This window comes from Neobacillus sp. FSL H8-0543 (genome assembly GCF_038592905.1).
GTDB lineage: Bacteria > Bacillota > Bacilli > Bacillales > Cytobacillaceae > Neobacillus.
Window position 1 is genome coordinate 3,668,010 of record NZ_CP151943.1, and the last position, 14,616, is coordinate 3,682,625.

The 14,616-nt window shown below is 34.6% G+C and carries 14 protein-coding genes and 1 pseudogene; 11 read left to right on the forward strand and 4 right to left on the reverse strand.

Annotated elements, in window-relative coordinates; translation table 11 throughout:
* Nucleotides 1–27 precede the first annotated feature (27 nt).
* The 4 genes from NSS81_RS18315 to NSS81_RS18330 all read left to right on the forward strand — a co-directional run bounded on the left by NSS81_RS18315 (nucleotide 28) and on the right by NSS81_RS18330 (nucleotide 3,144).
* Nucleotides 28–765, forward strand: a complete 738-nt coding sequence (locus tag NSS81_RS18315; RefSeq protein ID WP_342430079.1) for a ZIP family metal transporter — start codon at nucleotides 28–30, stop codon at nucleotides 763–765.
* 162 nt (nucleotides 766–927) lie between these two features.
* On the forward strand, nucleotides 928–1,080 hold the full coding sequence (locus tag NSS81_RS18320; RefSeq protein WP_342430080.1) for a hypothetical protein: 153 nt from the start codon (nucleotides 928–930) through the stop codon (nucleotides 1,078–1,080).
* A gap of 162 nt (nucleotides 1,081–1,242) precedes the next feature.
* Nucleotides 1,243–2,280: an RCC1 repeat- and reductase domain-containing protein gene (locus tag NSS81_RS18325; RefSeq protein WP_342430081.1), complete on the forward strand. Its 1,038-nt coding sequence runs from the start codon at nucleotides 1,243–1,245 to the stop codon at nucleotides 2,278–2,280.
* Between the two features lie 726 nt (nucleotides 2,281–3,006).
* The gene (locus NSS81_RS18330; protein WP_342430082.1) at nucleotides 3,007–3,144 is read left to right on the forward strand and encodes a hypothetical protein; all 138 of its coding nucleotides are present in this window, start codon (nucleotides 3,007–3,009) and stop codon (nucleotides 3,142–3,144) included.
* Nucleotides 3,145–3,702: 558 nt separating this feature from the next.
* Here the strand turns inward: NSS81_RS18330 and NSS81_RS18335 are convergent.
* On the reverse strand, nucleotides 3,703–4,242 hold the full coding sequence (locus tag NSS81_RS18335) for a hypothetical protein (RefSeq protein WP_342430083.1): 540 nt from the start codon (nucleotides 4,240–4,242) through the stop codon (nucleotides 3,703–3,705).
* Nucleotides 4,243–4,556: 314 nt separating this feature from the next.
* On the opposite strand from NSS81_RS18335, the gene NSS81_RS18340 reads away from it, so the two are divergent.
* Nucleotides 4,557–4,994, forward strand: a complete 438-nt coding sequence (locus NSS81_RS18340) for a DUF4362 domain-containing protein (protein ID WP_342430084.1) — start codon at nucleotides 4,557–4,559, stop codon at nucleotides 4,992–4,994.
* Between the two features lie 206 nt (nucleotides 4,995–5,200).
* Here the strand turns inward: NSS81_RS18340 and NSS81_RS18345 are convergent, their stop codons facing one another.
* Nucleotides 5,201–5,392, reverse strand: coding sequence for a hypothetical protein (locus tag NSS81_RS18345; protein ID WP_342430085.1), 192 nt, complete (start codon nucleotides 5,390–5,392; stop codon nucleotides 5,201–5,203).
* 261 nt (nucleotides 5,393–5,653) lie between these two features.
* Here NSS81_RS18345 and lepB point away from each other — a divergent pair, with 261 nt between their 5' ends.
* A complete protein-coding gene (gene lepB / locus NSS81_RS18350) occupies nucleotides 5,654–6,199 on the forward strand; it encodes a signal peptidase I (RefSeq protein WP_342430086.1) in 546 nt (181 codons plus the stop codon).
* A gap of 252 nt (nucleotides 6,200–6,451) precedes the next feature.
* Here the strand turns inward: lepB and NSS81_RS18355 are convergent, their stop codons facing one another.
* On the reverse strand, nucleotides 6,452–7,318 hold the full coding sequence (locus tag NSS81_RS18355; RefSeq protein WP_342430087.1) for a restriction endonuclease: 867 nt from the start codon (nucleotides 7,316–7,318) through the stop codon (nucleotides 6,452–6,454).
* Between the two features lie 579 nt (nucleotides 7,319–7,897).
* Here NSS81_RS18355 and NSS81_RS18360 point away from each other — a divergent pair.
* From NSS81_RS18360 to NSS81_RS18375, 4 genes are all read left to right on the forward strand, one after another.
* Nucleotides 7,898–8,203 (forward strand): hypothetical protein, encoded by a 306-nt coding sequence (locus NSS81_RS18360; protein WP_342434069.1) that lies wholly within the window; start codon nucleotides 7,898–7,900, stop codon nucleotides 8,201–8,203.
* A gap of 504 nt (nucleotides 8,204–8,707) precedes the next feature.
* Complete coding sequence (locus NSS81_RS18365) at nucleotides 8,708–10,183, forward strand: amidase family protein (RefSeq protein WP_342430088.1); 1,476 nt, start codon at nucleotides 8,708–8,710, stop codon at nucleotides 10,181–10,183.
* 135 nt (nucleotides 10,184–10,318) lie between these two features.
* The gene (locus tag NSS81_RS18370; protein ID WP_342430089.1) at nucleotides 10,319–10,744 is read left to right on the forward strand and encodes a GNAT family N-acetyltransferase; all 426 of its coding nucleotides are present in this window, start codon (nucleotides 10,319–10,321) and stop codon (nucleotides 10,742–10,744) included.
* 345 nt (nucleotides 10,745–11,089) lie between these two features.
* Nucleotides 11,090–11,527 (forward strand): VOC family protein, encoded by a 438-nt coding sequence (locus tag NSS81_RS18375; protein WP_342430090.1) that lies wholly within the window; start codon nucleotides 11,090–11,092, stop codon nucleotides 11,525–11,527.
* Nucleotides 11,528–11,661: 134 nt separating this feature from the next.
* Here the strand turns inward: NSS81_RS18375 and NSS81_RS18380 are convergent.
* Nucleotides 11,662–12,500, reverse strand: a pseudogene (locus NSS81_RS18380) (tyrosine-type recombinase/integrase).
* A 1,537-nt stretch (nucleotides 12,501–14,037) separates the two neighbouring features.
* On the opposite strand from NSS81_RS18380, the gene NSS81_RS18385 reads away from it, so the two are divergent.
* The gene (locus NSS81_RS18385; protein WP_342430091.1) at nucleotides 14,038–14,400 is read left to right on the forward strand and encodes a DUF2750 domain-containing protein; all 363 of its coding nucleotides are present in this window, start codon (nucleotides 14,038–14,040) and stop codon (nucleotides 14,398–14,400) included.
* The last annotated feature ends 216 nt before the right edge of the window (nucleotides 14,401–14,616 follow it).

Genomic DNA, 14,616 nt, shown 5'->3' on the forward strand with positions numbered 1-14,616 from the left:
GTACAAACGTATATGTGGAGGCTTTCAATGACAGAGGCTATCGAAGCGAGTTTTTATATAATGATTTTTATTTTTTTAGGCACACTTTCGGGTGGAGTAGCAGTTACAATAATCATTAAAGTGTTTCATAAAAACAGTTTTTACCTTAATGTATTTTGCGGAGGAATTTTAGCAGGGATATTAGGATTTGATTTGGTCCCAGAATTATTGAGTAATTACAGACCAGTCGGGATTATGGCTGGGATATCCTTAGGCATTTTTATTATGCTTCTTATGGACAGATTTTTACATAATTCAAGACATAACCAAATCGAACATCAAGAGACGTTTATGTTATTATTTCTGGCATTACTTTTTCATAGTATCCCAACTGGCTTAGCATTAGGCATCGATTTTCAAGATCATGATTTTCAAGACTCCGTTTTATTAGGTGCGATATTGATTCATCATATTCCAGAGGGAATGGTCATGATGGTGTCGGTTTTGTATTCCAAAATGAAATTAAAAAACTTTTTGGTTTTTTGTTTATTACTAACCCTTACAGTAGGTATTAATACTTTTTTAGGAAATACATTAGACTTTCAATCATTAAAACTACGTACAATGTTTATGGGTGTAGCAATCGGGACTCTTGGTTATGTAACATTTTACGAGGTATTGTGGAAAGGTATAAAAAAACATCCAACCATAAGAATGGTGGTGGCTGCATTTTTAGGGATGGCGTTTTTAAAACTGTATCTTGTACTTATTCCTATTAGTCATTAATAAATTATTATGCATTAGGGTGAAAGACTAACTTTGAAATAGGATAGTCTTTTTTGCTTTTCACGAAGTTAATATTTATGAAGACTTAAGGTTTTATCAAAATGATGAGTGTATGTTGGCTGGATGTTAACAAGAGGGATATTTTATGGTTGATGAAACCATATGGGACAGTTTCTTATTAAGCGAACGGGGGCGATTGCTGAACAAGATACTGCTTCTTTAACGGGGCGTTTGTTCAAGATCAAGATCGCTGCGGCGGTCTTTTTCTTGTTGAGCTATCGTTTTCAGGATAATTTAAAAGGAAAAGGCAGATGACTCTTGTCTAATAACTTTTGACTATTTTCAAGTCATTTCAAATCTTGTCCAATCAAAAAAAGATTTTCCTTAATATAAATATTACAGGTATTGCAAGCATTATATTCTAAGTAATACACAATGGTAGGCAATATAATTTTAGATTAGAAAGGAATGTGAATATTGGGAATTCGACTATTAAAAGCTTTTACTTGGGGGGCTAACTTTTCTGGTCAACTAGGAGACGGGACCAACACAAATAGTAATGTACCAGTCCCTGTCAGGGGATTAACGAATCTCATTGCCATTGCTGCAGGAGGTGCTCATAGCCTTGCCCTCCTATCCGATGGAACCGTTCAAGCTTGGGGGGATAATCAATTTGGTCAGCTGGGAGACGGGACCAATACAAGTAGTAATGTACCAGTCCCTGTCAGTGGATTAACGAATCTCATTGCCATTGCTGCTGGACATTTTCATAGCCTTGCCCTCCTATCTGATGGAACCGTTCAAGCTTGGGGGGCTAATGGGGCGGGTCAACTAGGAGACGGGACCAATACAGATAGTAATGTGCCTGTTCCTGTCAGTGGATCAACGAATGTCATTGCCATTGCTGCAGGAGGTGCTCATAGCCTTGCCCTCCTATCCGATGGAACCGTTCAAGCTTGGGGGGATAATACATTTGGTCAACTGGGTGACGGGACCAATACAAGTAGTAATGTACCAGTCCCTGTCAGTGGATTAACGAATGTCATTGCCATTGCTGCAGGAGCTAATCATAGTCTTGCCTTCCTATCCGATGGAACCGTTCAAGCTTGGGGAGATAATACATTTGGTCAACTGGGAGACGGGACCAATACAAGAAGGAATGTTCCTGTTCCTGTCAGTGGATTAACGAATGTCATTACCATTGCTGCAGGAGGTAATCATAGCCTTGCCCTTCTATCCGATGGAACCATTCAAGCTTGGGGGGATAATACAGGTAGTAATGTTCCTGTTCCTGTCAGTGGATTAACGAATGTCATTGCCATTGCTACAGGAGATTTTCATAGCCTTGCCCTTCTATCTGATGGAACCGTTCAAGTTTGGGGGGATAATACATTTGGTCAACTGGGAGACGGGACCAATACAAGTAGTAACGTACCAGTCCCTGTCAGTGGATTAACGAATGGCATTGCCATTGCTGCAGGAATGTTGCATTCTTTAGCAATAGTAATGATATGAAATCACTTTTGTATTGTTTCACTTGGCTAAAATATAGGTACGTTAGTTCAAAAAAGACCGTCAATGACGGTCTTTTTTATTAAATTGTGAAAAAATTCACTTAAACTAATGGGTGCGATAGCTCAACAAAGCTGCCGCTTCTTCAACTATTGGGCAGGTTAATGGAATAAGGAATATTCTGGTGTAAAGAGCATAACTCTTAGTATATAGCTGTTTTCCGAAATGTCGCTTCTATTTAACAAATCATCATATTGATTTTTCGTCAGTTAAGGAGGAAATCAAATGGATTGGTATATATGGTTCGCAGTAATTGTTGCTGTTGTTATTATTATTGGGTATAAATCTTCTAAAAAGAAATAATGCTTGTTGAACTAAATGGGTGCTTATGTTGAATAAGGAGATTACTGGGGGCGATCCTCTAGACAATAAAAAACAGTCTCCGAAGGACTCTGCTTCATTTTCATAAGCCACGACTTCCTTTGTTTTTCCTCTTAATGGGAAGGAACCTCGCTACGTAACTGAGTTTTCCTTTAAAATATAAATAATTTGAAGAAATACGTCCTTCATAAATATCATACTCGTTGCCGTTTTTTTGCTGTAATTACTATGACATATAAATAGGCGTCCATTCAAATATTGCAGGTCTGATTTAACGGACATAAAATCTTTATCACTGCGGCATATTATATTTATCAAAGATATTTTAATGAATTGAGGTTTTTAAAAATGGATGAAATGCGAACTACCAATCAAGTCGAAGAAGTTAATAAACACCTTAAAGAAATTCCCAAAGAAGCCGAAGAAAGAAGAATTGAAAATCAGCCTCAAACTGATAAAAACGAGAAAGCCATCGAGCCGTTTTAATTTGAAAACGGCAAACCAAAGAATCTTGCTGACCACAAATTTCATTAACCATAAAACAGGGCATAGAAATTTCCTATGCCCTGTTTTTATTTATTGGATCTGTTAAAGAATGTAGTTTTTCTTCTCCATCTAAATTTAGTTACCTTTCAAAGGGGTGCTACGGCAGCCTTTTTTTATTGTACTAAAGGGTAGTTTAGGTCAAGAAGGTATGGGGCAAGCGGGGAACAGGTTATGATATGAAGCCAAAAGTGGTTTTGGAACGTATTCAATATGAACTCAGTTTAATTGATTAACCTTATTCAACTAATAGGTGCAAGAGTTGAAAATCCCGCTGCCTTAATGGTGGCTTTTTCTTATTGAGCTAACGAGCAGTTTTGTTTAAGAACGGGGATATATTTATTAGCCAATAAACAAATAAATCCATCCAAGAGGGATTCTCCAAGGATAGATTTATTTGTAATTCTAGCTATCTAAACATTCTTTAGTTGGCAGGATTCTTCTTCCAGTCACTTTTCTTTTACTAACAACTATCCCGCAGTGTCACTTCATCTTAAACTCCTAATAATCTAATTGACGTAAATACAATAAGATTTCATTTTCATTTAGTTTTTTAAACTTATACTTACGAACTTGGCTTTCAATTTTCTTTTTGTCATCATCTTTACTACTGAATAAATCTACTAAGTGCAAAATTACTTCTGTCAACACAGTTACTAATCCACCTGACCATACTGCCCCAAATTCCCAACCTAATGTTTCTGTATCAGAAAGTTGTGACTTCACTAATTCATCCATTTCTTTTTTGTATTCGCCTTTGATTAGAATATATTCTTCCTTATTTCTAAAGGCTAATAGTAAATCTTCAACATTATAAACTTCGAAATAAGCATTTTCCTTCTCTAATTGTATTAATTCATCTAGCACAGTTCCTTCACTTTTCTCTACTGTTTTCGCAATAGCTTGAATTGTTTTGACTGAATAATGATTGACACTTTTTTTATTAACACTTGAAAGCATTTGCTGACTGATTCCAGTTTCTTTAAATACATCGTATCGTTTTTTCCTGTTCTTTTGCAGATAAATATCTAATAGACTCATTTTAAAATTCTCCTTTCCCTATAATAAATTATTTTTTACTAAAAAATTTTTTTGCTTAATTATATTTTAGTATATGTGTAAAAAAATGTAAATTGTTATTTTATTTAATAATCAATTAATTTTATTTTTTCGTTGTATCACGTAAGTTTGTGAAAGTTTGCACTTAAACTAACGGGTGCAAGAGTTGAAGAATGGGGTTGCTGCGGCGATCCTTTTTGTTATTGAGCTAACGAAGCAGGTTAGTAAAAGAAGGTATATACGAGAAGAGTGATGAAATATATTAAAATAGATAATTGAATTGGGGGAGGAAATAAGTGAAAAAATTTATAATTATTGTAATTATATTATTGGTTGCTATTGGTATTATTGGTTGTTCAAAGAGTGAGGCTTATGGGTCAGAGGAAGCGATTAAAAGAGGCGATATTGTTTACCAAAATGAAGTTGTTAACTTAGAAAGGTTTGAACAGTTCTTAATTAACATATCTAACAAGAAAGAAGACACTATACGAGTTACAGGCTATACTGACGAAGGAGACCCTATATTCCAAGATTTACGTTTTGATGGGGAAGTCATTCATTACATATATGACAATTCAAATGATGAATATGCTGGAAAAGATAAAGGAAAAGAGACTGATGTTTGCAAAGAGGTAATTGGGAAAGAAAATATACAAGACGAAATCGAGTATTTAATAAGTGGTTGTTCCAAGAATCTTCAAAACTTTTTAATTAGTGTAGAGAAAAAACATTAAAGTAGATGTACGGGACTTTTAAATACATTGTGAAATATTGTACTTAAACAAACGGGTGCGAGAATATAAGAAGCAACGCTGCTGCGTTGTTTCTTTACTTAATAATGTTGATAATCTTAAAAATTGAATGTAACCTTGTTAATCTGGGTTTCTCTGCTTTTGTTTAATTGTTAATAATCTTGTTTCCTCATAAGTAGGATTTATATCTACCATATTTTTTTAAATAACTTAGTATATATTAATGAAAGTACAGCTTGTGAAATTAGAACTAATGATACAGTCAATGTCATTACATTATGGTCAAATACAGCTAATATTGCCATAGTTATGCCAGTTAAGATAAAAAGAACACTTAGAAAAGGCGTTACTTTAATTAGTATTTTAAGTTTTTGGTTCATAGAATCTATTCCCCTTTCGTATTTTAATTTGTTAATTTGATTTTATAATAATTATACAATGAATGTTAAAATTTTCTATTTTTTTATAATATTTTTTTGTGTTCAACATAAACGTGCTTTAATCTAGAAGGATAAGGCACCTGTATGTTGAATTCTTTATTGAACAAACAGGCAGGTTAGCTTAAGAATAATAGTAAATACCCAAACACTTATGGTAAAGTAAGGATATGAATTCGGATGAATATTAAGGGAGGATGAGTAATGACAAAGAAGAAAAATGAAACGTTTGAATGGGTTAAATCGATTATGGGTGCACTTGTTATAGCATTTATTATTCGCTCTTTTTTCTTTACACCCATTGTTGTTGACGGTGAATCAATGAATCCCACTCTCCAGAACAAGGACCGTATGGTTGTAACCAAAATTGGGGAACCGAAAAGATTTGATATTGTTGTGTTTCACGCACCAGACGGTAGGGATTACATAAAACGTGTAATCGGACTCCCAGGTGACAGTATTGAGTATAAGAATGATGTTTTATATATAAATGGGAAGGCATACAACGAACCTTATTTAGAAAAATATAAGAAAAGACTTAATGATGAAACTTTAACATACTCTTTCACTTTAAAAGAGACCGCGGTAGGTAGTGATACTGTCCCTAAAGATAGTTTGTTTGTAATGGGAGATAACAGAAAGCATAGCAACGACAGCCGTGATATTGGAGCGATACCAATGGAAAAGGTAATAGGGACAACAAATGTTGTTTATTATCCAATAAAAGAAATTAAAATCGTAAATAACTAATTGTTGCTTATGCATATTGTTGGACTGGTCTCTTCTTCAAAACCATAGGGTGCGTTGTCCAGGAAGGGCTAATCACCTTTTTTGTTGAATTCCTTATTTAACAAACGGGGCAGCATTCCTATATTAAAGCTAAGATTGTGAAAAAATGTACCTAAACTAACGGGTAGCTTTAGTTGAAGAAGCGAAAAGGACCCAAAATGGTCCTTTTGTCTTTGATTAATAAAATTAAAATTTCATAATATAATCTTTATTCTATTGGTAGATTGTTACCCGTTCTTTATTCATATTATCATAATAAGGTTCTAAGTATTGTTCGAAAGTTTGATAAGGGGTAGCCACTTGATTAATTTTTTCGATTAATTTGTTTCTAGCCCACAATTCCACTCCAAGCTCATTTGCAGCTATCCAAGCTGGCTCTGTAAAATAACTTGTAGTAATAACCATAGCTTTGGAACATTTATATAACTGTTTTCCTGTATAGACTTGCTGAATTGCAGAGTTACTTAATTTATTTCGGGGTGTAATACGTTTACATTGAATTGCATATTTTCGAGAATTTTTCTGAGCTAAAATATCGACACCTTGATCCCCGGTCTTTTTAGTTATTTGTACGTTTTTGTAATCTAATTTTCTTAATAAGTTAGCAACATATTCTTCAAATTCAAAACCACTAAAGGAGTCTATAACTGAAATATCTGCTACTTCTAATTGATATTCCTTAAATTTCTTGGTTTTAAATCTTTCTAGTTTTTCTTGGATACGTTTACGATTATTATCATATTCCTCTTTTACTTCATCATAAGACTTTGTCAAAATCACAGTAAAATAATTAGAGACACCACTTATACCCCACATTAAGCATATTAAGAGAGGACACCAATACCACCATTTATAAAAAAAATCTTGCCAAAAAAATAAACCGATTATGGCTGCTACTATGCAAATAATTCCGTACTTTAAATCTCTTTTCCTTGAATTCATAGCTATGTTATGTCTTCGTTCTTCATCTTTCCATAATTCATCTAATTCACAATCTGGGCAATAAAATTCTATTATGTCTCCTATTTCAGACATTCGTTCTTGGCAACTTTTTTTATGTATTGTACAAACTCGAACCATTGGGTATCACCTTTCAACTATATATCTTTTAATATACCATTTTTTGGAGATGATAAGGTCCTTTTTGCCAATATATGCAGGTTGTAACAAAATCAGTTAATAAAATAGGAATTTGGTTATACCTTCTTAAACTAAAGGGTGCATATATACAGTATCAGCAAAAAAACATTGATTTGATGGACCCTTTATCTTTTTTTATATGTATTCATAGATAAGCGTTTAAGGACTTGACTTGGAGCCTCAGTGGGAACGATTTGTCTCGAAAGGCTGAAGCAGTTGTTTCAGCAGGCAAACGAGCCTATCATACCCACCTCTCCAAGTAAAGTCCTATCGTTGTTTACGTTGAAAACTATATTTACTTACTGAAGATATTAAGTAAGCAAAGTTAGAAAAGTGGCTGTTTTTGTTTCATTATTTACGATGGATACGGACAAAAATCATACTGTATATATGGTGCAGATTAGTTTAAGAGCGTTGTTTAACTTGTGTTCGACAATCGGTCCACTTAATGGAATAAATAATGTTAAAATTGATTCAATTAAAAGCGAAAGAAAGATGCGTTCTAATATGGTCTTAGCTTTGGAAATTGTGCGTATTTTACTACCTCTTGTACTAGTAGGTGGGATTGCAGTATTTGTAGTTATAAGAATGAAACATAAATACAAGAAAGGCACCCTGTGTAAGAAAAAGTCAAAAGGTGCTCAAAATTTACTAGATAGTCTAATACCACTCGGAATGATGATTGGATGTGCTGTTGCTATACTTCTTAGCATATTTTTCCCAATCACTTTATTATCTACAATTGGTTTGGGAGCTGGAATAGGTTTATTATTAGGATATTTTGCTTATGAAATTTACAGCAATAAAGAAGAAAATTATTCATAAATTACTATTTTCCTCAATTGGGTGCGATTGTGGAGTAAACCTTACTTTTCTTCTTAAAGTAACGCGGGCGATAGCAGTACAGAACTGTCGCTTCTTCAACTATTGAAGCAGGATAGTTCAAGAAGGAATTTAACAATTAATTGGAGAATAATGTATTAGGATAAATTTATTTGGAGGTCTCTCTATGTGGAGGTTATTTTTGTATTTCCTTTTATTAATTATAAGTTCATATATTTTATTTTTAATAATTAATTTGCTTTTACCAGATGGTGGAGATGCTTATGGTTCGTTACTTATGATTGTCATAATACAACTCTGTCTAATAATCTCTATTCAAATATATTCTCTAAAAATAAAAACAAATAAGGATTGATTGGGTAGCGTTTCTGTAATATGCAGGAACGCTTTTTTCACTAACGGGGCAGTTTAGTTGAAGAAACAAAAGCTAAACGTGATAAAATAATGAATATAATTTTATGCATAAGGTGAAAGGGTGAATAATTTTTGGAGTTAATTTTTAATAAAATTCTCAAAGAAGAATTAACAATTAAAGAAATCCAAGAAGCATTCGAGACGGGAGTTTTAACTTCAAAAGAACTCGTAATGTACTACCTATACAGGATAGCTAAGTATGACCAAAGTGGGCCCAAGTTGAATTCTATACTTGAGATAAATCCTGACGCAATCTTTATTGCAGAGGGTTTAGACCATGAAAGAAAAATAAAAGGAGCTAGAGGTCTACTTCACGGTATTCCTGTTTTGCTTAAAGACAATATCGAAACAAAAGATAAAATGCATACAAGTGCAGGAGCCTTAGCTTTAGAAAATCATTTGAGTACAAAAGATGCATTTTTAGTAGAAAAACTACGGGAAGCAGGAGCTGTTATTATTGGAAAGACTAATATGACCGAATTAGCGAATGGAATGTCTACAACGATGTGGGCAGGTTACAGTTCAAGAGGTGGTCAAACGCTAAATCCTTATGGTCCAGGTGAATTTTTTGTTGGGGGTTCTAGTTCAGGCTCGGCTGTGGCGGTTGCAGCCAATTTAACCATATTGTCCATCGGAACAGAAACTGACGCTTCCATTCTTAGTCCTGCCATTCAAAACTCGGTGGTGGGGATTAAACCAACAGTTGGTTTAATTAGCCGAAGTGGAATTCTTCCTTTTACTTACACACAAGATACCCCAGGTCCTTTTGCAAGGACAGTTACTGACGCAGCTATTTTATTAGGGACTTTAACTGGTGTCGACCAGTTTGACCCAGCTACATATAAGAGTGAAGGTATTTCTTGTCAAGATTATACAGCCTTTTTAGATAAAGAAGGACTAAATGGTGCAAGAATTGGTGTTTTTAACAATGCTTCTGAAGATTATTATAGGGATTCAGGTGAGTACGATGAAGACCTTTTTAAAAATGCCATTCAGTCAGTGAGAAGTAAAGGAGCAGAAGTTATCGAGCAACTTGATATCCCATCTTTTCACAGGGAATGGAGTTGGGGGGTTCCTATTTATGAAATGAAACATGCATTAGGAAATTACCTTTCCCAGCTTCCTTCTTATCTGCCTGTACATTCAGATACAGAATTAATTGAATTTAATACTAAGAATGAAGAGAAGACGTTAAAGTATGGGCAGAATATGCTAGATTATAGACAGGGATTACAACATAACACATTGGCGAATCCTGAATATTTAAATGCAAAACTAGAAGATTTATATTTTTCCCAAGTGCAAGGTATTGATTTTGCTTTAAAAGAGTATAATCTGGATGCAATATTGTTTCCTTCTTATATCGGTTCTACTATTTGTGCTAAAGCTGGCTATCCTTCCATCGCAGTCCCCGCAGGTTATATGGAAAATGGAAGACCCTTCGGAATAACTTTTGCTGGCGGTGCCTTTAGTGAAGGAACATTAATTAAGCTAGCGTATTCTTTTGAACAAATTACAAAATATAGAAAACCCCCACTCTTCAACTAAGGGGGAAAGAGTTAAACAAGGTGTTGCAGCGGCAGCATCTTTTTTCTTATTCTGCTAACGGTGCAGTTTACTTGAATAAAAAGACAAAGCTTTTTATAGGTATAAATAAGCTGATAAAATTGAGGAGTGGAATGAATGGGGATAAGAAATGCGAATGTTGAGGATTTCCAGCAAATTTCTTTGTTATTAAACCAGTTGGACTATCAAGATACAGAACCTTTTATAAAAGAAAAAGTTGAAATATTTCTTATGGACCCGAATGAGGTCTTATTAGTGTTTGAAGATGATAAAAGTGTTATTGCTTTAATTTCGGTTCATTTTATACCTCAATTAGCTGTAAAAGGAGATTTCGCAAGGATAAGTTATTTTGCAGTTGATAAAAACATTAGAAGTAAGGGGATAGGACGTAAAATTGAAGAATATTGTACTGATTTAGCCATAAAAAGACAGTGCGATAGAATCGAAGTGCATTGCCATTCAAGGAGAAAAGATGCACATAGGTTTTATAGGCGACAAGGGTTTACTGAATCACCAGAATACTTTATTAAAATGTTACCTTAATCTGACTAATTTACGTATTCTTCTTCAACTAACGGGTAGCAAGAATTACAGAAAGTGATCGCTGCGGCGGTTTTTTTTCTTGTTGTACTAACGGGACAGTATTGTTCAATAATCAAAGGGAAACATTGAGAAAAAATAGGTGGAAAGTATATGAATAATTACCCCCAATTGACACCGTTAGGGAATTGAGGAAGGAGTTAAAAATAATTTAATACAAAATTAGTGAAATGATTCTTTTCTTCACTGGCAATGCTGGTATCTTATAATTATATTAATCGTCCCTTTGTTAATACTAGAATTTGAAACAGGATATTGCAAAATAACAGGAAATAGGAGGTATGAAATTTGAAGATCCAAAGAATAGATCATGTGGGTGTAATCGTAAATGATCTCTCTGCCGCTAAAGAGTTTTTTCTCGATTTTGGACTTGAGGTGAAAGGGGAATGGGAAATGGAAGGAGAGTTGATGGGATATGCAGTTGGGCTTAATGACGTTAAAGTAGCGTGTGTAGGATTGGGAATGCCAGACGGTCAGACATGGATAGAGCTAATCAAATTTTATACGCCGTCAGATGAAAAAGATATTCAGCAACCCTTTGCAAATACACTGGGTATCCGACATATTGCATTTACTGTTGAAGATATTGAAGCTGTTGTTGCCAAATTGAAAAAGAAGGGTACGGAAATCTTTAGTGAGATACAGCAATATGAAGAAAGTTATAAATTATGCTACGTTCGTGGTCCAGAGGGAATTATTTTGGAGCTGGCTGAGGAAATCAAATAAGTAATGTTAATTAAAATGAAAGTACGACTCTTTGTTACTTTCTATTTTTTTAGTTTGTGAAGAAATGTACTTCAACTAACGGGTAGCAATAGTGAAAAGGGCAGCGTATATCCGTTGCCTTTCTCACTACATCTTTAAAAATACTTTCTATAAAATTCTCTTCTAATGCTGCCACTTAACTGAGCATAAATCCTAGTGGTCTCGCTTTTTTCGTGCCCTAGTAGACTTTGAATAACATCAATCGGAGCTCCGTTGTTTAAAAGGTGGGTAGCATAGCTATGGCGTAGTTGATGTGGATGGATTTCTTTGTTGATCCCTGCTCGATTTGATATTCGCTTTATGATGTACCTCATCTGTCCAATACTCATTCTATGTGGGTACCGTTCAGTAACAAAAATAGCGGGATCTTTATCCTGGCGAAGGTCTAAATATCGCTTGGGCCAGATTTCACACCGTATATTAAAGTAGACCTCTCTTTCCTTATCACCCTTCCCAAGCACAATTGCAGAACGATTGGACCAATTAATACGATTTTTATCAAGAGAAACAATTTCGCCTATTCTACATCCTGTTGAAAACATAAATTCAAATAATCCTTTTCCAATGGAGTAAAACACGCTTCCCTCAAATGTTCAATTTCTCTCTCTGTCAAAAACTTTGGAATCCGTTTTCCTTGTTTAGGTTCTTTGATTTTGGCAGTTGGATTTTTGGGTATATGCCCTTCCTCGTGGGACCAACGAAATATCGATTTAATGAATCGAATTCGGTGGGCCAAACTTGACGGCTTTAAGTGTTCACTGGATTTTGCTAAATACCTTTTCAGTTGATCTGTCGTTAATGATCCAATATCCACATCGCTAAAGTGTTGAATAAGTAGCTTAGATTGTAATCTATATGCTTTTAATGTCTGTGGAGAAAATCCTTCAATTCTTTTATCCGATTCATATAATTCCCAGGCTTTTGATAATAACAAAATAACTCCTCCTTATCGGTTATATTAGAGGAATTATTGCCTTGATTATAGAAATAGAAACATTTGGGTATTGAAATAACGAAGCAGGTTAATTCAAGAAGAACGTCGAATTGTGCTATTTTCATCGCAAGAAACAAGAAAGATAACCAATAAATTTATTAAACAAACGGGTGCGGTTTTTCAATGGAGATCGCTTTTCTTCTTTAAGTAACATTGCAGGTTAGTAAGAATCAAATGACGGGGTAACGCCCTGAAGGGTTCTCTCTTAGTCGAATAGCACTGGATTTGGAAAGAATGATAGTGTTATAAGCTCGGCGAAAAGGCGTAAAAATTTGCCGTAACAGGTTAAGCTGACGAAAGCCTACCCGATGGGGTGGCGTAAATCATGATGCTTGAGTAGAAAGAATATGGTGAGAATGCGAATAAACCTAAAAGAAATGGTTAAGCTGACGAACTTCTGAATGTACGGGTCTACACCTGCGACACATAGAAATGTGTATATCACCAAATTGTGAGGTTAGATGTGGATGAGTAAGACTAACTAATATGAAAATCCAAGATACGTTACAGGCGTATGAATGCTAACAGGATTACAGGAAGCACCTAAGTTCATTCTATAATAGATATAATTCAACGTTGTAAGCTGATAACGTGGAGGGCTTACTCCCGAAGAAACGTTGACAAGGAAAGCAATTATGACATTAGTAATTGTATAACTTGTCTTTATATCAGTGAAAGTGGTGGCACAGTACCAATGAAAGGTCTAATCAGCCTGGAGGGATAGCCACTAGACCAAGGAAGAATCATTTAATCATGCAAGGCAAATCTTTATCGGTTAATAAGGTTCTTGTGAGACTAATAGAGGTTCACCTCCTACGGGAGGCACCGACTTATTAAAACGGAGGAATTGGGACATGGATGGGGCTACGAATTCAGAAGTGTTGATGATTAAATCAAATTGGATTAGTTGGAACGCCGTATGAGATGAAAGTCTCATGTACGGTGTGAACAGGGAGAAAAGGGAGCGATAATCTCAAACCCTTACCTATCTATATAAAGAAAAGAGGAATTTTATTATGCTGTGTAGAATTTTTCAAAGCAAAGGATAAAAATTCCTTTTTTTAGGGGGGATATTAGTGAATTTCTTGGTTAGTGTTATAGCAATCTGTTGTGGGTCTTGGATGTCCATTTATTTATATGGGTTATATGCAACACAATCAGCAAAATATAATCACGGTCTCATAATATTTCCATTATTACTGTTATCTATTGTCATCTACTGTGTTTATTCAGAAACAAAAAAAATTGAAAAAAATAAGTAAAGTTAATTACTATGTTTATGCCTAACTTCAGCATACCTTTTACAATGTTTGTGAAGAAAAACACTTAAACAACCAGGTGCTAGGGTTAAAGATGGGGTTGTGGCGGCAGCTCCTTTTTTTGTTGATCAACTAACGGTGCAGTTTAGGTCAAGAAGGTATGGGGCAAAACAACGGAGAATTAATACCTTAATATTTATAAAAAGTAGGTGTTATTATTGTCTCAATCAGCTGTACAATGGAGTACATTTATAAAGGAAATTATTAAGTATCGTAAAATATGGACAATTAAGGACGATGGTGGTATTCCAACTTCAACAAATATTGACGGTGAGACATCAATGCCTTTTTGGTCTTTAAAATTAAGGGCAGAAAAAATTACTGAAAATGTTCCTGCTTATAGTGGATTCCAGCTATATGAAATTAAATTTGATGATTTTCTTAATCGATGGTTAAAAGGTCTGGAGAAAGATGGATTATATTTGGGAGTAAATTGGAGTGGCAAGCGGGCAACAGGTTATGATATGAAGCCAAAAGAGGTTTTGGAACGTATTCAATATGAACTCAGTTTAATTGATTAACCTTATTCAACTAATAGGTGCAAGAGTTGAAAATCCCGCTGCCTTAATGGTGGCTTTTTCTTATTGAGCTAACGATGCAGTTTAGTTTAAGTAATTGTTAACACACAAATATATTTTTATAAAGGAAAAAAAGGTTAGACAAACATTAGATAATATGCATTTCCTACTTAGGGTGTGAAGAAATTAACTAAAACTAAATGGGTACGATTGTTGAAC

Coding starts and splice junctions, on each gene's coding strand:
- NSS81_RS18355 (WP_342430087.1), bottom strand. CDS start 7,318: ATGGTTCGAGTTTGTACAATACATAAAAAAAGTTGCCAAGAACGAATG.
- lepB (WP_342430086.1), top strand. CDS start 5,654: ATGACAAAGAAGAAAAATGAAACGTTTGAATGGGTTAAATCGATTATG.
- NSS81_RS18330 (WP_342430082.1), top strand. CDS start 3,007: ATGGATGAAATGCGAACTACCAATCAAGTCGAAGAAGTTAATAAACAC.
- NSS81_RS18345 (WP_342430085.1), bottom strand. CDS start 5,392: ATGAACCAAAAACTTAAAATACTAATTAAAGTAACGCCTTTTCTAAGT.
- NSS81_RS18315 (WP_342430079.1), top strand. CDS start 28: ATGACAGAGGCTATCGAAGCGAGTTTTTATATAATGATTTTTATTTTT.
- NSS81_RS18335 (WP_342430083.1), bottom strand. CDS start 4,242: ATGAGTCTATTAGATATTTATCTGCAAAAGAACAGGAAAAAACGATAC.
- NSS81_RS18370 (WP_342430089.1), top strand. CDS start 10,319: ATGGGGATAAGAAATGCGAATGTTGAGGATTTCCAGCAAATTTCTTTG.
- NSS81_RS18320 (WP_342430080.1), top strand. CDS start 928: ATGGGACAGTTTCTTATTAAGCGAACGGGGGCGATTGCTGAACAAGAT.